Source organism: Nocardia sp. N2S4-5 (assembly GCF_044628355.1).
Classification (GTDB): Bacteria; Actinomycetota; Actinomycetes; order Mycobacteriales; family Mycobacteriaceae; genus Nocardia; species Nocardia wallacei_B.
The window spans coordinates 5776004-5799500 of sequence record NZ_JBIUPM010000001.1 but is presented as its reverse complement, the minus strand read 5'-3'; the positions used below and the strand labels follow the sequence as shown (position 1 = coordinate 5799500).

Below are 23497 nucleotides of genomic sequence, written 5' to 3'. Positions count from 1 at the left end.
CGCCGACCGCGGCCCGCAGGGCTGGCAGATCGAGATCGCCGGTGAGCCGCACCGCCATCGGCACGTTGTAGGCCGCCGACTGCTGATCGAACCGGTTCAGGAACCACATCCGCTGCTGCGCCAGCGACAGCGGAATCCGTTCCGGCCGTTCGATACTGCCGAGCGCCGGGGCGCCCGAATCGCGCGTCTGCGATTCGATCGCCGCCGCGAACCCGGTCACCGTCGACCGCTCGAACAGCGCCCGCACCGGCACCCGGCTGCCCACCGCCGCGCCCACGCGGGCGATGACCTGGGTGGCGATCAGCGAGTTGCCGCCGAGGGCGAAGAAGTCGTCGTCCGCGCCGATCCGCTCGACCCCGAGCACCTCGGCGAACACGCCCGCCACGATCTCCTCGATCGGCGTCGAGGGCGCACGGAACTCCCGCTGCGTGAAGGTCGGCTTGGGCAGGGCCTTGCGGTCCAGCTTGCCGCTCGGGTTGAGCGGGAACTCGGCCAGTTCGATGATCTGCGACGGCACCATGTACGCCGGCAGCTGCCGCATGGCCGCTTCCAGCAGGCGGCCCTGATCGAGCTGCGCGCCGGGCGCGGGCACCGCGTAGACCACCAGCTGGTCACCGAGTTCGGACGACACCACCAGCGCCGCGGCCTGGCTGACCGACGGCTGCGCCAGCAGCACCGATTCGATCTCGCCCAGCTCGATGCGCTGACCGCGGAACTTCACCTGGAAGTCGGCGCGGCCGATGTACTCGAGCACGCCCCTGCCGTCGACCTCGCGCCACACCACCAAGTCGCCGGTGCGGTACATGCGCTCTCTGTCCCCGAAGGGGTTGGCCACGAAGCGATCCGAGGTGAGATCCGGCCGCCGCAGGTAGCCCCGCGCCAGCTGATCACCGGCCAGATACAACTCGCCCACCACACCCGCGGGCACCGGCCGCAGCCGCGAATCCAGCACGTACAGCTGCGAATTCGCCTCCGGGTAACCGATCGGCACGCTCGGGGACTCGGTACCCGTCGCGGTCCAGTGCGCCACGGTGATCGCGGCCTCGGTCGGCCCGTACAGGTTGTGCACGGCCGCGTCGGAGATGGCGTGCACCGCGGTGACGGTCTCCGGCGGCAGCGCCTCACCGGCCGCGAACACGGTCCGCAGCGTGGGCAGGGCGCCCGCCGCGGTGTGCGTGGCGAGCACGGTCAGCATGGACGGCACGAAGTCGGTGAACGTGACGCCCTGCGCGGCAATGGTTTCCGCCAGGTACAGCGGATCCCGGTGCCCGTCCGGCGTCGCCACGACCAGCTTCGCCCCGGCCCGCAGGGTCATGAAGTAACCCCACAGCGAGACGTCGAAGGTAGTCGGCGTCTTCTGCAGATACACGTCCTCGGGGGTCATCGGGTAGGCCGACAGCATGACGGTGATCTGGTTGTTGATCGCCGCGTGCGAGACCGCCACACCCTTCGGGCGGCCGGTCGAACCCGAAGTGAACAGCACGTAGGCCGGGTTCTCCGGGAGCACCGGGCGCATCAGCTCGTCGGGCTCCAGCGGCGTGCCGTCGAAACCGTCCACGTCCACGGTGTCGAGGTTCAGCACCTCGACGCCCTCGGGCACCGGCACCTGGTCCGCGGTCCGGGTGAGCACGCACACCGGCTGCGCGGTCTCCAGCACGTGCGCGATGCGCTCGGCCGGATGATCCGGATCCAGCGGCACGTACGCGCCGCCCGCGGTCACGATCGCGTACATGCCGACCACCAGGTCCAGCGAACGTCGGATCGCCAGGCCGACCAGCGATTCTGCCTCGACGCCCTGGTAGATGAGCCGCCGCGCCAGGATGTTGACGCGCTCGTCGAACTCCCGGTAGGTCAGCTCCTCGCCCTCGTAGGACACCGCGACCCGATCCGGGTGCGCGGCCACCGCGCGACGGTAGCCGTCGAGCAGCAGCTCGGGCGCCACCGCTTCGCGAACGTCGTTCCACTCCAGCAGGATTCGGTCCCGCTCGGCGGCGTCGAGGACCTCGATGTCGCGGACCCGGCGACTGGTGCCGGCGAGCAGTTCGTCCACGATCCGCAGCAGCCGCGTGGACAGCGTCTCCGCCTCGGCGGTGCTGAACCGGCTCAGCAGGTGCTCGAGCACGATCTCGATCGTCTGCTCGGCCTTGACCAGCAGCGTCAGCGGATAGTGGGTGCCACCGCTGATGCCCGCGCCGGCCACCGACACGCCGTCGATCGCGGAGGCCGCGGTGATGGCGTCCTTGTCGACGGGGTAGGACTCGAACACCAGCAGCGAATCGAACTGCGCGCCGATTCCGGCGACCCGCATGATGTCGGTCAGGCCGACGTAGTGGTGCTCCAGCAGATCCGCCTGCTCGCCCTGCAACCGCACCAGCAGCTCGCCGACGGTCGCGCGGTCGTCGACCCGCACCCGCACCGGCAGCGTGTTGATGAACAGACCCACCATCGACTCGATGCCGGGCAGCTCCGCCGGACGCCCGGACACCGTCGCGCCGAACACCACGTCCTCGCGGCCGGTGATGCGGCCGACCAGCACACCCCAGGCCGCCTGGATCAGCGTGTTCACGGTGATGCCGAGGTCGGCGCAGAACTGCGCGACGCGGCGGGTGTAGTCGGCGTCGAGGTGCACGACCTGCTTGCCGAGCGCGTAGGTCTCGTCCGGCTTCGGTTGCGGCGCAAGCTGAGTCGGCTCGTCGACCCCGGCCAGCGCATGCTGCCAGGCCCGCAGCGAGGCGTCCCGGTCGCGCCCGGCCAGCCAGGCCAGGAAGTTCCGGTACGACGGCACCCGCGGCAGCGAGGCGGCGTCGCCGCGCAATGCGTACAGCACCAGCAGATCCCGCATGAGCAGCGGCATCGACCAGCCGTCGAACAGCACGTGGTGCGCCGTGATCGACAGGTGCCAGGCCGTCTCGCCGGTGCGATACACCGCGAAGCGCAGCAGCGGCGGGGTGGTCATGTCGAAGTGGGTCAGGCGGTCGGTCTCGAGCCGCTGCGCCAGTTGCTCGGCCCGGTGCTCCGGCGGCAGTTCGGTGAGATCCACGACCTCCCAAGGCACTTCGACACGGTCGAGCACGAGCTGCACCGGCTCGCCGTTCGAGTCGGCGACGAAGATCGCCCGCAGGTTCGGGTACCGCTCCAGCATGGCCTGCGCCGCGACGCGCAGCCGCTCGACGTCGAGGGTGCCCTCGAAGTCGACGACCGCCTGCTGGGTGTACACGTCCACCGTGGACGCGCTCATCATGGCGTGGAACAGCAGGCCAGACTGCAGCGCGGACAGCGGCCACACGTCGGTGAGCGCCGGGTACCTGCGCTCCCACACCTCGATGTCGGACTGCGTGGTACGGACCAGCGGCAGGTCCGACGGGGTGCGGCCGCCGGACTCCGGGCGGGTGGCGTGCTCGGCGAGCGCGGTGAGCGCCGCGACCCACAGGTCGGCGAACTCCTGTACCTGCTCGCGGGTCAGCAGCCCGGCCGGGAAGGCGAACGACGCGCCCAGCTGCGGGCCCTCGTCGCCGTCGGTGACGATCGCGTTGATGTCGAGCACGGCGTTGGCGGGCATGTCGGCGTCCATCACCGCGGACAGCTCGCCCAGGTCGTCCACCGGCACCCAGCCCAGTTCGGCGAACTGCGCGGGCACGTCGGCGACGGAGACGCGGCCCAGGTAGTTGAAGCTGATCTGCCCGGTGTCGCCCAGCAGGGCGGCCGTCTCCGGGTTCAGGTGCCGCAGCAGACCGTAGCCGAGCCCCTTGCCGGGCACCGACAGCACCTGCTCCTTGACCGATTTCACGATGCGCGCCAACGCTTCTCCGCCCGCGAAGGCGTCGGTCAGGTTGGCCTTGCCCAGGTCCAGGCGGACCGGGTAGACGCTGGTGAACCAGCCGACCGTGCGCGACAGGTCCGCGCCCGGCACCGCCTCTTCCTCGCGGCCGTGACCCTCCAGCCGGACCAGCACCGCGGACTGCTCACCGCGCCAACGGGTGACGGCCATCGCCAGCGCCGACAGCAGGCCGTCGTTCACGCCGCCGTGGTACAGGCCCGGGATCGCGGTGAGCACCGCGTCGGTGACCGACGCGGGCACGCTGACCCGCACCGACTCGACCGTCGCGTTGGTGTCCACGGCGGGATCGAAGGCGCGCGAGCCGAGCAGCGGATCCGGTGTCGCCGAAACCTGCTGCCAGAACGGCAGTTCCGTGGTCCGCTCGGCGGCCTGCTCCACCAGCGCGTGGGCCCAGCGGCGCATCGAGGTGCCGTTGGCGGGCAGCGAAACCTGCTGCCCCGCAGCGAGTTGCGACCAGGCGACCGCGAAGTCCGGGATCAGGATGCGCCAGGAGACACCGTCGACTACGAAGTGGTGCGCGGCGATCAGCAGCACGCCCGGCCGGTCCGCCGATCCGGTGGCGGCGGAATCCTCTGCGGCGCTTGCCGATTCCGCGCCAGCCGCACCGAAATCGAACCACACGAACTGCACCATGGCCGCGTTCGCCGGATCCAGACGACCAAGCGCCGCATCGTATTCCGCGTTGGCGACCCGGGACAGCTCCGCATCGGAGACGTCACCCGGCAGGTCGACCCGCCGAATCAGCGCGTCGACATCCACCGCGCCCCGGTCCAAAGCCTCGAAGGCCCAACCGTTCTCGGCGTCCCCGCGCAACCGCGTGCGCAGCACGTCGTGGTGCTCGAACACCGCGCCGATCGTCGCGACCAGCGTCGCACGGTCGATGCCCACGGGCAGCCGCAGCGTCATCGACTGCGAGAACCGCTGGTAGGAGGACACATCCGACTTCGCCAGCACCGCGGCCATGAACGGCAGTACCGGAATGTCGCCGACTCCGCCGCCGGGCAGTTCGGCCAGCCGCTCCCGCTCGGCGTCCGCGCCGGTGGTGGCCACCTCGGCCAGACCGGCGACGGTGCGCCGCTCGAACACGTCGCGCGGCGAGAACACCACGCCCCGCGCCTTGGCCCGCGACACCAGCTGGATCGACAGGATGCTGTCGCCGCCGAGGGCGAAGAACGAATCGTCCACGCCGACCCGCTCCAGGCTCAGCACCTCGGCCACCACCTCGGCGATGGTCGCCTCGATCTCGCTGGTGGGCGCGCGGAATTCCTGCGACGCCAGCTGCGGATCGGGCAGTGCCGCCCGGTCCAGCTTGCCGACCGCGGTCACCGGGATCTTGTCCAGCACCATGATCGCCGTCGGCACCATGTACTCCGGCAGGCGGCCGGACAGATACGTGGTCACCTCGGGCACGTCGACGGCGCGGTCCGCCGCCGCGTGCACGTAGGACACCAGGATGTCGGTGCCCGCCTCGGTCTTGCGGCCGAGGGTGACGGCGAAGTCGATGTCCGGGTGCGAGGTGAGGGCGTTGTCGATCTCGCCCAGTTCGATGCGGTAGCCGCGGACCTTCACCTGGAAGTCGGTGCGGCCCACGTACTCCAGCGCACCCTGGCCGTCGATCTCGCGCCACACCACCAGGTCGCCGGTGCGGTACATGCGCTCGCCCGTGCCGAACGGGTTGGCCACGAAGCGATCCGCGGTCAGGTCCGGCCGCGCCGCGTAGCCGCGCGCCAGCTGCACACCGGCCAGATACAGCTCACCGGCCACGCCCTCCGGCACCGGACGCAGCAGCGAATCCAGCACGTAGAGGCGAGTGTTCCACTGCGGCAGGCCGATCGGGACGGTACGGCGCTCGCCGCCGCTCACCGGCCAGTGCGTGACGGTGACCGCGGCCTCGGTCGGGCCGTAGACGTTGTGCACCGCGGCGTCCGAGGAGGCGTGCAGCGCGGCGACAGTCTCCGGCGGCAGCGCCTCACCGGCCGCGAACACCGTCCGCAGCGTCGGCACACTGCCGGGGGTCAGCTCCGCGGCGAACACGGCGAGCAGCGACGGCACGAAGTCGGTGAACGTGACGCCCTGCGCGGCAATGGTTTCCGCCAGGTACGCCGGATCGCGATGCCCGTCCGGAGTCGCCACCACCAGCTTGGCGCCGACGCGCAGCGGCATGAAGTAGCCCCACAGCGACACGTCGAACACCGTGGCGGTCTTCTCCAGGTACACATCGTCGATGCCGAGCCCGTACTCGCCCAGCATCCAGGAGATCTGGTTCTGGATCGCGGCGTGCGAGACCGTCACGCCCTTGGGGCGGCCCGTGGAACCGGAGGTGAAGATGACGTACGCCGGGTTGTCCGCGAGGACCGGCCGCAGCAGTTCCTCCGGTCGCACCGGGGTCGCGTCGACCTCGCTCAGGTCCAAGGCGTCGACGTCGAGCACCGAAATGCCCTCGGGCACCGGCACTTCGTCCACCGTCCGCGACAGCACGCAGACCGGCTGCGCCGTCTCCAGCACATACGCGATGCGCTCGGCCGGATGGTCGGGGTCCAGCGGCACGTACGCGCCACCGGCGGTCAGCACGGCGTACATGCCGACCACCAGATCCAACGACCTACGGATGCCCAGGGCGACAAGCGATTCCGCGCCGACGCCCCGCGAGATCAGGTGCCGCGCCAGGCGATTCACGCGCTCGTCGAACTCGCGATAGGTCAGCTCGGCGCCCTCGTACACCACCGCCACGCGGTCCGGGTGCGCGGCGGCCGTGCGCCGGTAGCCGTCCAGCAGCAGTTCCGGTGCGACCTCGTGGCGAGTGTCGTTCCACTCCACCAGGATTCGATCGCGCTCGGCATTGCCGAAGACGTCGATGTCGGCGACCCGGCCCTTCGGATCGGCGACGAACTCGTCCACGATCCGCAGCAGCCGGGCGGAGATCGCCGCGACCTCGTCGGGGGTGATCCGGCTCAGCAGATGCTTGAGGGTCAGCACGATGGTCGACTCGGCGGTCACCATCACCGTGATCGGGTAGTGCGTGTCGTCGTTGATGCCCGCGTCGGTGACCGACATGCCGTCGATGGAGCTGGTCGCGGCGATCGCGTCCTTGTCCACCGGGTACGACTCGAACACCACCAGCGAATCGAATTGGGCGCCGATGCCCGCGACCCGCTGGATATCGGTCAGGCCCACGTAGTGGTGGTCCAGCAGATCCGCCTGCTCGCCCTGCAAGCGGGTCAGCAGTTCGGCGACGGTGGCGCGCGCGTCCACGAACACCCGCACCGGCAGCGTGTTGATGAACAGGCCCACCATCGACTCGATGCCCGGCAACTCGGGCGGGCGGCCGGAGACGGTGGCGCCGAACACCACGTCGTCGCGACCGGTCATCCGGCCCACGAGCACCCCCCACGCGGCCTGCACCAGCGTGTTCACGGTGATGCCCAGCTCGGCGCACAGGCGCTTGACCCGCTCGGTGCGGTCGGCGTCGATCTCGACGACCCGCTTGCCGATCTCGTAGGTCTCGTCCAGCGTGGTCTGCGGCGCGAGCTGAGTGGGCTCGTCCACTCCGGCGAGCGCGCGCCGCCAGGTGTCCAGGGACTCCTGCTTGTCGCGCGCGGCCAGCCAGCCGAGGTAGTTGCGGTAGGAGGCCGGGCGCGGCAGCGCGGAGGTGTCGCCGCGGACCGCGTACAGCACCAGCAGATCCCGCATGAGCAGCGGCATCGACCAGCCGTCGAGCAGGATGTGGTGGGTCGTGATGACCAGCTGCCACGCGGTGCCCGCGGTGCGGTACACCGTGAACCGCAGCAGCGGCGGCGCGGACAGGTCGAAGTGCCTCGCACGGTCCTGTGCCACCAGGCGTTTCAGTTCCGCGTCGCGCTCGTCGGCGGGCAGGCCGGTGAGGTCGACCTCGTGCCACGGCACGTCGACGTGGTCGAGCACCACCTGCACGGAGTTGCCCTCGACATCGGCGACGAACGCCGTCCGCAGGTTCGGGTACCGCTCCAGCACGGCCTGCGCGGCCACCCGCAGCCGGCCGGTGTCGAGCGTGCCGCCCAGGTTGACCACGGCCTGGATGGTGTACACGTCGAACGTCGCCTGAGTCAGCAGCGCGTGGAACAGCAGACCGGATTGCAGCGTCGACAGCGGCCAGACCTCGACCAGCTGCGGGTACTGCCGCTCCCAGCCCTCGACATCGGACTGCGTGGCGCGTACCAGCGGCAGGTCCGACGGGGTGTGTCCACCGGCGTCGGGGCGGCGGGCGTGCGTGGCGAGCGCGGTGAGGGCCGCGATCCACAGGTCCGCGAACTCCCGCACCGTCGCGTCGTCCAGCAGCCCGGTCGGGTAGGCGAAGGTCGCGCCCAGCTGCGGGCCGTTGTCGCCGTCGGTGACGATCGCGTTGATGTCGATCGTCGCGTTGGCGGGCATGTCGGCGTCCATCAGCGCGTCCAGCTCGCCGAGATCGGCGACCGGCACCCAGCCCAGTTCGGCCATGCCCTCGGGGACGTCTCCGGCGGAAACGCGTCCGAGGTAGTTGAAGCTGACCTGGCCGACGGTGTTCAGGTCCGCACCGGTCGCCGGGTTCAGATAGCGCAGCAGACCGTAGCCGAGACCCTTGTCCGGCACCCCGAGCAACTGCTCCTTGACCGATTTGACGATGCGGCCCACCGACTTTCCGCCTTCGAAGGCGTCGGTCAGGTCCGTGCCCGCCAGGTCCAGGCGGACCGGGTAGACGCTGGTGAACCAGCCCACCGTGCGGGACAGGTCGGCGCCCGGGACCACGGTCTCCTCGCGGCCGTGGCCCTCGAGGCGGATCAGCGCGGCCGACCCGGTCTGCTCACCGCGCAGCTTGGCGATGGCCATGGCCAGCGCGGACAGCAGGCCGTCGTTGACGCCGCCGTGGTAGAGGCTCGGGATGGCGGTCAGCACGGCGTCGGTGACGTCGGCCGGGAGGGTGACCTGCACCCGTTCCACGGTCGCGTTGGTGTCGATCGCCGGATCGAAGGCGCGCGAGCCGAGCAGCGGATCCGGCGTGGCCGAAACCTCCTGCCAGAACGGCAGTTCCGCGACGCGGCCGGACGCCGTGGACTCCTCGACCAGGGCGTGAGCCCAGCGGCGCATGGAGGTGCCGTTGGCGGGCAACGTCACCGGCTGGTTCGCCACCAGCTGCGACCATGCCATGGCGAAGTCCGGGATCAGGATGCGCCACGACACGCCGTCGACCACGAAGTGGTGTCCGGCGATCAACAGCACATCGCGGCGATCGTCGAAGGCGAACCACACGAACTGCACCATGGCCGCGTTCGTCGGATCGAGACGGCCCAGTGCCGCATCGTATTCCGCGCTCGCGAGCCGGGTCAGCTCCTCGTCGGAGAGACCGGCGGGCACGTCCACCCGGCGCACCAGGGCGTCGACGTCCACCGCGCCCTGGTCGAGAGCCTCGAATTCCCAACCGGTTTCGAGGTCGCCGAGCAGTCGGGTGCGCAGGACGTCGTGGTGGTCGAAGACCGCGCCGATCGTCGCGACCAGCGTCGCGCGGTCGATGCCGTCGGGCAGCCGCAGCGTCATCGACTGCGAGAACCGCTGGTACGTCGAGCCACTGGCGAGGAACTGCGACATGACCGGCAGCAGCGGGATATCGCCCACGCCGCCGCCGGGCAGCTCGGCCAGACGCTGCCGTTCGGCGGTCGCCCCCGAGGCCGCGACCTCGGCCAGACCGGCCACCGACCGCTGCTCGAACACATCGCGCGGGCTGAACACCACGCCGCGTTCCTTGGCCCGCGAGACCAGCTGGATCGACAGGATGCTGTCGCCGCCGAGGGCGAAGAACGAATCGTCCAGGCCGACCTGCTCCAGGCCGAGCACATCGGCGAACACCGCGGCGATGATCGCCTCGGTTTCGCTTGCGGGAGCGCGGTATTCGCGCGCGGTGAAGACCGGCTCCGGCAGGGCGCGGCGATCCAGCTTGCCGACCGGGGTCAGCGGGATCTCGTCGAGCACCATGATCGACGTCGGCACCATGTACTCCGGCAGCGTGCCGCCGACGTAGTCGCGCAGTTCCGCCACGTCGACCGAGCGGCCCGCGACCGGGCGCACGTAGGAGACCAGGATGGTCGAGCCCACCTCGGTCTTGTGGCCCAGGGTGACCGCGAAGTCGACGGTCTCGTGGGAGGTGAGCGCGGTGTCGATCTCGCCCAGTTCGATGCGGAAACCGCGCACCTTGACCTGGAAGTCGGAGCGGCCGACGTACTCGACCTCGCCGGACTCGGTCCAGCGCACCACGTCGCCGGTGCGGTACATCCGCTCGCCCACCATGTACGGGTTGGCCACGAACCGTTCCGCAGTGAGGCCCGCGCGGGCGTGGTAGCCGCGGGTCAGCTGGATACCCGACAGGTACAGCTCACCCGCCACGCCGACCGGCACCGGCCGCAGCCGCGAGTCCAGGATCAGCGACCGCATACCGCGGATCGGGCCGCCGATGGTGACGGTGTCGCCCGGCGCCAGCGCGTCGCTGATGTTGGTCATGATGGTGGTCTCGGTCGGCCCGTACCCGTTGTGCACCGACCGCAGCGGGGCACCCTCGCCGAGCGGGACCGCCCACTTCGTGATCAGATCCGCCGGGACGGCCTCGCCACCGGCGACCAGCACGCGCAGGCTGTCGAGACCGGTCGGGTCGATGGTCGCGAGCGCGGACGGCGTGATGAAGGCGTGCGTGACACCCTCGCCGCGGATCAGCTCGGACAGCTCCTCGCCGCCGTACACGCCGGTCGGCACGACCACCAGCGCGCCGCCCGATCCGACCGCGAGCAAGAACTCGAGGATCGAGGCGTCGAAGCTCGGCGACGCGAAATGCAGTGCGCGCGAATCGGAGTCGAGCGCGTATCGCTCGGCCTGCTCGGCGCTGAAGTTGGCCAGCCCGGCGTGGGTGACCACGACGCCCTTGGGCAGACCGGTCGAGCCCGAGGTGTAGATGACGTACGCCGGATGCGCCGGACGCAGCGGCCGCACCCGATCGTCCGCGGTCACGGCCGCGGCGTCGTAGGCCTCCAGGTCCAGTTCGTCCAGGACCAGCCACTCCACCGATTCCGGCAGTTCGTCGCGCACGGCGGCGGTGGTGAGACCGATCGGCGAACCGGAGTCGGTGACCATGTGCGCGATGCGGTCGGACGGGTAGGCCGGGTCGATCGGCACGAACGCCGCACCCGACTTGGTCACCGCCCACTCGGCGAAGTAGGAGTCCGCCGATCGCGGCACCGCGATCGCCACCAGATCCTCGGCGCCGATGCCGCGCTCGATCAGCAAGCGCGCCAAGCGGTTCGACCGCTCGTCCAGCTCGCCATAGGACAGCCGGGTGTCCTGGAACACGACCGCGAGCGCCCGCGGATCCCGCGCGACGGCCTCGGCCAGCAGGTCCGGCAGGCTGCGCGGCGGCACCGCCGGGGCACCCGTGCGCGCCACCAGTTCGGCCCGCTCGGCCGCCTCGAGGATCTCCAGATCGCCGACCGGGGTCTCCGGCCGCGTCGCGATCTCGGCGAGCAGCCGCAGGAACCGCTGGGTGAACCGCTCCACCGTGGCCTCGTCGAAAAGGTCACGGGCGAAGGAGAATTCGGCGAGCATCTCGGACCGGTCGGCCGCCTCGCGGACGGTCAGCGACAGGTCGAACTTCTCGATTCCGGCCTCGAAATCGACCGCGCCGACGCTGAGTTCGGGCAGTTCGAAGGCCGTCTCGGGCAGATTCTCGAACGACAGCGCCACCTGGAACAGCGGGTGCCGCGCGGTGGACCGCTCCGGCTGCAGCAGTTCCACCAGTCGCTCGAACGGGATGTCGGCGTGCGCGAAGGCCTGCAGATCGGTGTCGCGGGCCTGGGCCAGCAGTTCGAGGAACGACCGCTGGCCGCGCACCTCGGTGCGCAGCACCACGGTGTTGACGAACATGCCGATCATGTCGTCGAGTTCGGCCTCGCCGCGGCCCGCGATCGGGCTGCCGACGGCGATGTCCTCGGTGCCCGACAGGCGCGCCAGGAAGATCGCGAGCGCGGTGTGGACCACCATGAACAGCGTCGTGTTCTGCTCGGCGGCGATCATCCGCAGCGCGGTGCGCAGCTCCACGTCGATCGGGAAGACCACGCGCCCACCGCGATACGACGGCACGTTCGGGCGCGGCCGGTCGGCGGGCAGGTTCAGCTCGTCGGGCAGGTCGGCCAGCGCGGTGCGCCAGTAGTCGGCCTGCGCGGCGACGAGGCTCTGCGGGTCGTCCTCCGCGCCCAGCACCCGGCGCTGCCAGACGCTGAAGTCCGCGTACTGCACCGGCAGCGGCGCCCAGTCGGGAGCCTCGCCGGCGGAGCGGGCGGTGTAGGCGATCATCACGTCGCGGGTCAGCGGGCCCATCGACCAGCCGTCGGCGGCGATGTGGTGGGCCACGAAAACCAGGACGTGCTCGGCGGTTTCGACAGTCGCGGCGGCGCCCGCCGAATCCGAGCCCGTGGTCATGTCGACCACACGCAGGAGCCGCGCCCGCAAGGGAACCTCGGCGGTGACGTCGAAGCCAGCGGAGACCAGCTCGGTGATGGTGTCGCGCAACGCTTCCGGCGACACCGCGACCGGTGTGAGATCCGGGACGGCCCGGTCGGCGGGCAACACGATCTGGTGCGGTACGCCGTCGGCCTCGGGGTAGACGGTGCGCAGGATCTCGTGGCGTTCCACCAGATCGCGCACCGCGGCCTGCAGCGCGTCGACGTCCAGCGCACCGGACAGGCGCACCGCGACCGGCACGTGGTACGCGGCGGACTGCTGGTCGAAGCGGTTGAGGAACCACATCCGCTGCTGTGCCAGCGACAGCGGCACCCGTTCCGGGCGCTCCCCCGCCACCAGCGCGGGCCGCCCACCCGAGCCCGCGTGCTGCGCGACCCGGGCGGCCAGACCGGCCACCGTGGAGTACTCGAACAGGTCACGCACCGGAACCCGCGCATCCAGCGCCGCGCTCAACCGCGCGACCACCTGGGTGGCGATCAGCGAGTTGCCGCCGAGCGCGAAGAAGTCGTCGTCGGCGCCGACCCGCTCGACACCGAGCACGTCGGCGAACACACCGGCCACGATCTCCTCGACCGGAGTCGACGGCGCACGGAACTCGCGCTGCGCGAAGGTCGGGTGCGGCAACGCCTTCCGGTCCAGCTTGCCGCTGGTGTTCAGCGGCAGCTCGGCCAGCTCGACGATCGCGCCGGGCAGCATGTAGGCGGGCAGCGTCCGAGCCGCCGCCGCCAGCAACTCGGCCTGATCGACGGTGGCGCCCGGCGCGGGCACCACATACGCCACCAACTGGTCCCCCAGATCGGACGGCAGCACCAGCGCCACAGCCTGGCTCACCGCCGACTCCGCCAGCAACGCCGACTCGATCTCACCGAGCTCGATCCGCTGCCCCCGGAACTTCACCTGGAAATCGGTACGCCCGATGTACTCCAGCACCCCCTGCGCATTCCACCGCACCAGGTCACCCGTGCGGTACATGCGCTCGCCGTCCCCGAACGGGTTGGCCACGAAGCGATCCGAGGTCAGGTCCGGCCGCGCCACATACCCGCGCGCCAGCTGATCGCCCGCGAGGTACAGCTCACCCGCGACACCCGCGGGCACCGGGCGCAGGCGGGAGTCCAGGACGTAGACGCGGGAGTTCCACTGCGGCAAGCCGATCGGCACACCCGACCGCTCGGCGCCCGTGGCGGGCCAGTAGGTGATCGAGACCGCGGCCTCGGTCGGCCCGTACAGGTTGTGCACGGCCGCGTCGGAGACCGACCGCAGCGCGGCAACGGTTTCCGGCGGCAGCGCCTCACCGATGACGAACACGTCGCGCAGCGTCGGCACCGACCCGGCCGGGGTCTGGGTGGCGAACACGGTGAGCATCGACGGCACGAAGTCGGTGACCGTGACCCGCTGCGCGGCAATGGTTTCCGCGATGTACCGCGGGTCGCGATGGCCGTCGTGGGTGGCGACGACCAGCTTCGCCCCGGCGCGCAGCGGCATGAAGTAGCCCCACAGCGACACGTCGAAGGTGGTGGCCGTCTTCTGGAAGTAGACGTCGTCGGCACCCATCGGGTACTCGGCGAGCATCCAGCCGGTCTGGTTGTGGATCGCCGCGTGCGAGACCGCCACACCCTTCGGGCGGCCGGTCGAACCGGACGTGAAGATCACGTACGCCGGATGCTCCGGCAGCACCGGGGCCAGCAGTTCGTCCGGCTCCACCGGGGTGCCCTCGAAGCCGTCGAGGTCCACGGTGTCCATGTGCAGCACCGGGATGTCGTCCGGCACGGGCACGGCGTCGGCGGTCGTGCTGAGCACGCACACCGGCTGCGCGGTCGCCAGCACGTGCGCGATGCGCTCGGCCGGATGATCCGGGTCCAGCGGCACGTAGGCGCCGCCCGCGGTGATGATCGCGTACATGCCGACCACCAGATCCAGCGAGCGCCGGATGGCGAGGCCGACCAGCGCTTCCGGCCCGACATCCTGATAGATCAGGCGCCGCGCGAGCACGTTGACCCGCTCGTCGAATTCGCGGTAGGTCAGCTCCGCGCCCTCGAAGGACACCGCGATCCGATCCGGATGCGCGGCGACCGCGCGACGGTAGCCGTCCAGCAGCAGTTCCGGCGCGACCTCGTGACGAGTGTCGTTCCACGCCACCAGGATTCGCTCGCGCTCACCGCCGTCCAGCAGCTCGAGATCGCCCACGGGCGCCTGCGGCGCGGCGACGATCTCGCCGAGCAGGCGCAGGAAACGGTCCACGAAGCCCTGCACGGTGGCCGCGTCGAACAGATCGCCGGCATAAGTCAGGAAGCCGCCGATCCCGGCCGGCACACCCGACTCGTCGTAGCGATCCGACACGATCAGATGCAGGTCGAACTGCGACTGCTGGGTGTCCAGTTCGAGCGCGGCGACGGTCAGGCCCGGTAGCTCGAGCGTCGACAGCGCCAGGTTCTGGAACGACAGACCCACCTGGAACAGCGGGTGCCGCGCGGTCGAGCGTGCCGGATTCAGCACCTCGACCAGCCGCTCGAACGGCACGTCGGCGTTCGCGAACGCCTGGAGGTCGGTCTCGCGCTGACGGGCCAGCAGGTCCGTGAACGCCTCGCCCGCGTCCACCCGGGTACGGAAGACCAGGGTGTTCATGAACATGCCGATGAGGTCGTCGAGCGCGGCCTCGCCGCGGCCCGCCATCGGGGTGCCGATCGCGATGTCGTCGGTGCCCGACAACCGTGCCAGCAGCAGCGCCAGCGCGCTGTGCACGACCATGAACAGCGTCGCGCCCTCGGCGCGGGCCAGTTCGGCCAGCGCGCGGTGCGTGTCGGGATCGATCGCGACCTCGACCCGGCCACCGGCGAACGACTGCACCGCGGGGCGCGGCCGGTCCGACGGCAGGTCGAGCTGTTCGGGCAGGTCCGCCAGCTGCGACCGCCAGTACGAAAGCTGTTCGGCCGCCAGCGATTCCGGATCGCGCTCGCTGCCCAGCAGTTCGCGCTGCCAGATGCTGTAGTCCGCGTACTGCACGGCCAGCGGGGCCCAGCTCGGGGCCTCGCCCGCGGCGCGCGCCGCATAGGCGGTCATCAGGTCGCGGGTCAGCGGGCCCATCGAGGATCCGTCGCCGGAGATGTGGTGGACCACCACGGCCAGCACGTAGTCGCCCGTGTCGGCGACCCGGTACGCCCGCACGCGCAGCGGCACCTCGGCCGTCACGTCGAACGGCGTCGAGAAGAACTCGATCACGGCGGATTCGATTGCCGCCGAGTCGATCTCGTACACGGTGAGGTCCGGCGTCGCCTGTGCCGGGGACAGGATCACCTGCACCGGCTGCGGCGTGTCGGGAGCGTCGGGCGCGGTGGTCTCGGGGTAGACCGTCCGCAGCACCTCGTGGCGGGTGACCAGGTCACCGATCGCCGCTCGCAGCGCGTCGACATCCAGCTCACCGGACAGGCGCACCGCCACCGGCACGTTGTAGGCCGCCGACTGCTGATCGAACCGGTTCAGGAACCACATCCGCTGCTGCGCCAGCGACAGCGGAATCCGTTCCGGCCGTTCGACCGCCACCAGGGCCGGCCGTCCGCCCGCACCGGCGTGCTGCTCCACCTTCGCGGCCAGACCCGCGACGGTCGACGCCTCGAACACCGTGCGCACCGGCACCTGCGCGTCGAGCGCCGCGCCGATCCGGGCCGCCACCTGAGTGGCGATCAGCGAGTTGCCGCCGAGGGCGAAGAAGTCGTCGTCCAGGCCGACCAGGTCCTGACCCAGCACCTCGGCGAAGACGCCGGCCACGATCTGCTCGATCGGGGTCGAGGGCGCGCGGAAGGCCGCGGCCTCGAACTCGGGATCCGGCAGGGCCTTGCGGTCCAGCTTGCCGTTCACGTTGAGCGGCAGGGCCTCCAGCACCACGAATGCCGAGGGCACCATGTAGGACGGCAGCGCCGCGCCGAGCGCGGACTGCACCCGCGCCACATCGATTCCGGCGTCCGCGGAGACCGGCACCAGGTACGCCACCAGCCGATCACCCAGGCGCGCATCCGACTTCGCCAGCACCGCGGTCTGCGCGACCTCGGGCAGCGCCAGCAGCGCGGCCTCGATCTCACCCAGCTCGATACGGAAGCCGCGGATCTTCACCTGGAAGTCCGTGCGGCCCCGGTAATCCAGTTCGCCGTCGGCGTTCCAGGCCACCAGGTCACCGGTGCGGTACATCCGGCCGCCCGCGCGGAACGGGTCGGCCACGAAGCGGTCCGCGGTCAGGTCGGGGCGGCCGAAGTAGCCGCGCGCCAGTTGCGCGCCCGCCAGATACAGCTCACCCGCGACACCGTCCGGCACCGGATGCAGGCGCGCGTCGAGGACGTACACCTGGCTGTTCCACTCCGGCGCACCGATCGACACCGACACCTGATCGGCATCGGTCACGCGGTGGTTGGTGATCGACACCGCGGCCTCGGTCGGGCCGTACAGGTTGAACAGCTCGGCGTCGTTGGCGCGGCGGAACCGCTGGGCCACCGAGGCGGGCAGCGCCTCGCCGATGGCCAGCACCCGGCGCAGCGAATCCGTCAGCGCGCCACCGGATTCGGTCAACAACGCGTCCAGCATCGACGGCACCACGTGCAGCGTGGTCACCCGCTCACGAGCCATCAGCTCGTTGAGGTAGGCGGGATCACGATGCCCGTCCGGCGTCGCGATCACCAGGCGACCGCCGCACACCGCGGCCGACCAGAATTCCCACACCGACAGGTCGAAGGTCGACGCGGTCTTCAGCAGCACCGCGTCGTCGCCGGTCAGGCCGAATTCGGCCGTCTTCCACTGCAACTGGTTCGCGATCGCCGCGTGCGGCACGGCCACGCCCTTCGGGCGGCCGGTCGAGCCGGAGGTGAAGATCACGTACGCGGTATTCGTCGGACGCAGCGGAGCGACACGATCGGTGTCGGCGATCGGCTCGCCGGACACCTCGGTCAGCTCCAGCTCGTCGATCCGCACCACATTCGGCACGGTCGCGGCGGCCACGGCGCGCGCGTCGAAACCGCTGTCGGCGTTGGTCAGCACGCACACCGGGTCGGCGGTCTCGAGGATGTAACCCACGCGTTCGGCGGGCTGGTCCGGGTCGACCGGCACATACGCGCCACCGGCCACCGACACCGCGTACATCGCCACGACCAGGTCCACCGACCGGCGGAACGCCAGCGCCACACGGGATTCCGCGCCCACACCCAGTGCGATCAGGTGCCGCGCGAGGCGGTTCACCCGCTCGCTGAGCTCGGCGTAGGTGACGGTGGTCCCCTCCGGACCGACCAGCGCCACCGCGTCGGCACGGGCGGCGACCGTCGCGTCCAGCAGCGACGACAGCGTCGCGGAGCGGTCGGTCGCGAACCCGGTCGCGTTGCGGCCCAGCACGATTCCGGCGCGCTCGGCGTCACCGAGCAGGCCCAGCTCGCCCACCGCCGTGCGCGGCCCGGCGACGATGCCGCCCAGCAGGCGCACGAACCGGCCCACGAAGCCCTCGACCGTCTCGGCGTCGAACAGATCGCTCGCGTAGGTGAGGACGCCCTCGATGCCCGTCGGCGCACCCGACTCGTCGTAGCGATCCGACACGATCAGATGCAGGTCGAACTGCGACAGCTGGGTGTCGAAGTCCACGCCCGACACCGTCAGTCCGGGCAGGTCCAGGGTCGACAACGCCAGGTTCTGGAACGACAGACCCACCTGGAACAGCGGGTGCCGCGCGGTCGAACGCACCGGGTTCAGCACCTCGACCAGACGCTCGAACGGCACATCGGCGTTCGCGAACGCCTGGATGTCGGTCTCCCGCTGGCGTGCGAGGAGTTCGGTGAACGCCTCGCCGCCGTCGACCCGGCTGCGGAACACCAGGGTGTTGACGAACATGCCGATCATGTCGTCGAGCACGGCCTCGCCGCGCCCGGCGACCGGGGTACCGATCGCGATGTCCTCGGTGCCCGACAGCCGCGCCAGCAGCACCGCCAGCGCCGTGTGCACGACCATGAACAGCGTCGCGCCCTCGGAGCGCGCCAGACCCACCAGCGCGCGGTGGGTTTCGGCGTCGATCCGCACCGGCACCTTGCCACCGGCGAAGGACTGCACCGCGGGCCGCGGGCGGTCCGACGGCAGATCCAGCTGGTCCGGCAGCTCCGCCAGCGCGGTCTGCCAGTAGCTGATCTGCTTGGTAGCCAGCGACTCCGGGTCTTCCTCGCTGCCCAGCAGTTCGCGCTGCCACAGGCTGTAGTCCGCGTACTGCACCGGCAGCGGGGGCCAGTTCGGGGCCTCGCCCGCGGCGCGGGTCGCGTACGCGGTCATCAGGTCGCGGGTCAGCGGGGCCACCGACGAGCCGTCACCGGAGATGTGGTGCACCACCATCGCCACCACGTATTCCCGTGGGGCGGAATCGTTTCCGGTCTCGACCTCGAACAGCGCCACGCGCAGCGGCACCTCGCTGGTGACGTCGAAGATGGTCGAGGTCAGCTCGACTACGGCCGCTTCGATCTCCGCCGGGGTGACCGTGCGGACCTCCAACTCCGGAATCGCCCGCGCGACCGGCAGAATCACCTGTACCGGCGCAGACAGCGCATTGGGGGAATCGGACTCCGGCATCTCCGGGTAGACCGTGCGCAGCACCTCGTGCCGCGCCACCACGTCACCGATCGCGGCGCGCAGCGCGGCCACATCCAGCTCACCGGTCAGCCGCACCGCCATCGGCACGTTGTAGGCCGCCGACTGCTGATCGAACCGGTTCAGGAACCACATCCGCTGCTGCGCCAGCGACAGCGGGATGCGCTCGGGCCGCGGTCCGGCCACCAGTTCGCGGCGGCCGGAGCCGACCTGGCTCTCCACCCGCGTGGCCAGCGCGCCCACGGTGGACGCCTCGAACAGCAGCCGCACCGGAATCCGGGTGTCGAGCGCGCTGCCGAGCCGGGCCACCACCTGGGTGGCGATCAGCGAGTTGCCGCCCAGCTCGAAGAAGTCGTCGTCCACGCCGATCGGGGTGTCGAGGCCGAGCACGGTCGCGAAGGTGTTCGCGACGATCTCCTCGATCGGGGTCGAGGCCGCCCGGAACTCCCGGACGCCGAACACCGGCTCCGGCAGTGCCCGCCGGTCGAGCTTGCCGTTCGCGCCCAGTGGCAGGGCGTCCAGCACCACGAACGCCGCCGGGATCATGTACGACGGCAGCACCGTGGCCAGGTGCGCGCGCAGGTCGGCGTCGAAGTCGGCGCCGTCGGCCACCGCTCCGGCGACCGGCACCACATAGCCCACCAGCCGCTCACCGGTGTGGCCGTCGGCGCGCACCATGGCCACCGACTGCGCCACCGCCGGGTGCGACCGCAGCGCGTGCTCGATCTCGCCCAGTTCGATGCGCAGGCCGCGCAGCTTGACCTGGAAGTCGGTGCGGCCCCGGTAGATCAGCGCGCCGTCGGCGTCGCGGACCACCAGGTCGCCCGTGCGGTACATGCGAGAACCGTGGGGCCCGAAGGGATTCGCGACGAACCGGTCGGCGGTCATGTCGGCGCGGCCGAAGTAGCCGCGGGCCAGCTGCTCGCCGGACAGATACAGCTCACCCGCGACACCGGTCGGCACCGGGTGCAGTCGCCCGTCGAGCACGTAGGCGTCGGTGTTCCACACGGGCCGCCCGATCGGCACCGCCGTCGCGACGCCGTCCGGGACCACCGCGTGGGTGGCGTTGACCGTGAATTCCGTCGGGCCGTACAGGTTGATCAGCTCGACACCGGACAGGCCCAGCCGCCGGAACGCCTCCACCGCTTCGCCGGTGAACGCCTCGCCGCCGACCAGCAGCGCGCGCAGCGAGGTCAGCGAGCCGGGGTCGGCGGTGGTGGCGAACACCGTCAGCAGCGACGGCACGAACGACGCCAGCGTGATCCGCTCCGCGGGGATCACCTCGGACAGGTACGCGGTGTCGCGATGCCCGTCGGGCACGGCGATCACGGTCCGCGCGCCGATCAGCAACGGCGCCAACGGTTCCCAGACCGAGGCGTCGAAGGTGGCCGGAGTCTTGTACAGCGCCACATCGTCGGCGGTGATGCCGAATTCGGTGATGAGCCAGCGCATCTGGTGGTACAGCGCGGCGTGCGAGATGCCGACGCCCTTCGGGCGGCCGGTGGATCCCGAGGTGAACAGCACGTAGGCCAGGTGCTGCGGGCGCAGCGGGGCCGTCCGCTCGGCATCGGTGAGCGGGGCGTCCGAGTATTCGGACAGGTCCAGCTCGTCGACGACCAGGGCGGGCAGGTCACCGCTGTCGAACCCGTCGCGCGAGGTGGTGAGCACGCATGCCGGAGTGGCGGTTTCGAGCACGTACGCGACGCGCTCGGCGGGCTGGTCCAGATCCAGCGGGACATAGGCGCCACCGGCCTGCAGCACCGCGTGGATCGCGACGACCAGGTCCAGCGACCGCCGCAGGCCCAGCGCCACCCGCACGTCGGGGCCGACTCCGGCCTCGAGCAGCTTGCGGGCCAAGCGGTTCACGCGAGCGCCGAACTCGGCGTAGGTCAGCGACACCGGCTCGACGGCCAGGCCGGATTCGGCGGTTCCGGCCGACCGGTCCACGATCGCGATCGCGTCCGGGGTCGCCCGCACCTGGGCGACGAACGATTCGACCACCGAGGCAACCGGGTCGAGCCGGCGCTCCACGCCGTTCCAGCCGCGCAGCTGCCGCGCCGCCTCCGGCGCGTCGAGCAGCGGCAGATCGCCCACCGGCCGGTCCGGCATGGTGGTGACGGCCTTCAGCAGCCGCACGAACCAGTGGCCGAACCGCGCGACGGTCTCGGCGTCGAAAAGGTCGGTGGCGTAGACGAACTTGGCCGTGATGCCCGCCGGCACGGCGGTCCCGTTGCCGTCCGGCTCCGGGGCCCGCATCCGCTCGGTGAGTTCCACCGCGAGATCGAATTTCGCCGTCTCGATGGGCAATTCGAGCCCGCCGACGGTCAGGCCCGGCAGCTCGAGGGTGATCTGGCGGGTGTTCTGCAGCGACAGCATCACCTGGAACAGCGGGTTGCGCGCCTGCGACCGCCGCGGATTCAGGATCTCGACCAGCCGCTCGAACGGCAGATCGGCGTTGCCGAAGGCCGCGATGTCCTCGGCGCGCACGGTCTGCAGCAGATCGGTGAACGTGGTGGCGCCGTCGATCTCGGTGCGCAGCACCAGCGTGTTGACGAACATGCCGATCATGTCGTCGAGCGCTCGCTCGCCACGGCCCGCGACCGGGGTGCCGATCGCGATGTCGGACTCGCCGCTCAACCGCGACAGCAGCACCGCCAGCGCGGCGTGCACGACCATGAACAGCGTGCCGCCCCGGCTGCGCGCGAATTCGGCCAGATTTGCCTGGATCTCGGCGTCGATGTCGAAGGTGTGCACCGCGCCCCGCCCGGAGGCGACCGCCGGACGCGGCCGGTCCGAAGGCAGGTCCAACTGCTCCGGCACACCGCGCAGCGCGCGGGTCCAGAACGAGATCTGCTGCGAGATCAGCGATTCCGGGTCGTCCTCGGAACCCAGCACATCGCGCTGCCACAGCGCGAAGTCGGCGTACTGCACCTCGAGCGGCTGCCACGCGGGCTCGCCGCCGTCGACGCGGGCGCTGTAGGCGGTCATCACGTCGCGGGCGAACGGGCCCATGGAGAAGCCGTCCGCGGAGATGTGGTGCACCACGATCGCCAGCACGTGCTCGGTCGGGCTCACCTCGAACAGCCCCGCCCGGAACGGCACCTCGACGGTGACATCGAAGCCGGTCAGCAGCAGCTCCGAAAGCCGCAGCGGCAGTTCGTTCTCCGTGACATCGATCGGCGTCAGGTCCGGGATCACCCGGCCGGTCGCCACGACCTCCTGGAACGCCTCGCCGTCGATCTCGGGGTACATGGTCCGCAGCGATTCGTGCCGCGCCAGCACATCGGCGACCGCGATCTGCAGCGCCTGCCGGTCGAGCAGTCCGGACAGCCGCACCACCACGGGAATGTTGTCGACGGCCGAGCCGGGATCGAAGCGGTTGAGGAACCACATGCGCTGCTGCGCCAGCGACAGCGGCAGCCGCTCGGGGCGCGGCTGCGCGGTCAACGGCTTGCGCATGCCGGCGCCCGAGGGCGACTCGGCACGGGCCGCCAGCGCGGCGACCGTGGACGCCTCGAAGATCTCGCGCACCCCGAGCTGGGTGTTCAGCGCCGAGGACAACCGCGCCGCCACCTGGGTGGCGATCAGCGAGTTGCCGCCGAGGGCGAAGAAGTCGTCGTCCAGACCGACCCGCTCCAGGCCCAGCACCTCGGCGAAGGTGCCGGCCACGATCTCCTCCACCGGCGTGGTGGGCACCCGGAAGGTGGCCGCCTCGAACACCGGCGCGGGCAGCGCGCGGCGGTCGAGCTTGCCGGAGGCGTTGAGCGGCAGGGCGTCGAGCACGAGCACCACCGAGGGCACCATGTAGGCGGGCAGCCGCTGCCCGAGGTCCTCGCGCACGGTCTCGACATCGATCGAAAAGCCGGATGCCGCAACGACATAGCCGACCAGCTGATCGCCGGTGTGCTGATCGCTGCGCACCACCACGACCGCCTGCGCGACCTCGTCCAGCGCGGTCAGCGCGGCCTCGATCTCGCCCAGTTCGAGGCGCTGGCCGCGCAGCTTCACCTGGAAGTCGGTGCGGCCCAGGTACTGCAGCTCGCCGTCGGCGTTCCACATCACCAGGTCACCGGTGCGGTACATGCGGGAACCGGTGGGGCCGAACGGGTTCGCGACGAAACGGTCGGCCGTCAGGTCCGTGCGGGCCACGTAGCCGCGGGCCAGCTGATCGCCCGCGAGGTACAGCTCACCCGCGATACCCACCGGAACCGGGCGCAGCCGCGCGTCGAGCGCGTAGACCCGGGTGTTGAACACGGGTCGCCCGATCGGCACGGACTCGATATCGGCGTCGACGACCTCGTGATAGGTGACGTCGACGGCCGCCTCGGTCGGGCCGTACAGGTTGTGCACCTCGGCGCCGGTCAGCTCGCGCAGACGATGCGCCGACCGCGGCGTGAGCGCCTCACCCGAGGCGAACACCAGGCGCAGGCTCTCGCCACCTGGGTTGTCCAGCCCACCACTTTCCCGGCGTGCTTCTTGCCGGGATTCCAATTCCGTGACGAACACGGTCAGCATGGACGGGACGAAGTGGGTCACCGTCACGCCCTCGGC

1 protein-coding gene (only partly in view) is annotated in these 23497 nt (G+C 70.9%); it reads right to left on the bottom strand.

All 23497 nt of this window come from inside a single coding sequence — locus ACFMRZ_RS26640, non-ribosomal peptide synthase/polyketide synthase, on the bottom strand. Of the gene's 51696 coding nucleotides, 22965 precede the window and 5234 follow it; the stretch shown corresponds to coding positions 22966-46462 — codons 7656 (complete) to 15488 (partial); the first complete codon in reading order (the gene reads right to left) occupies nt 23495-23497. Both the start codon and the stop codon lie outside the window.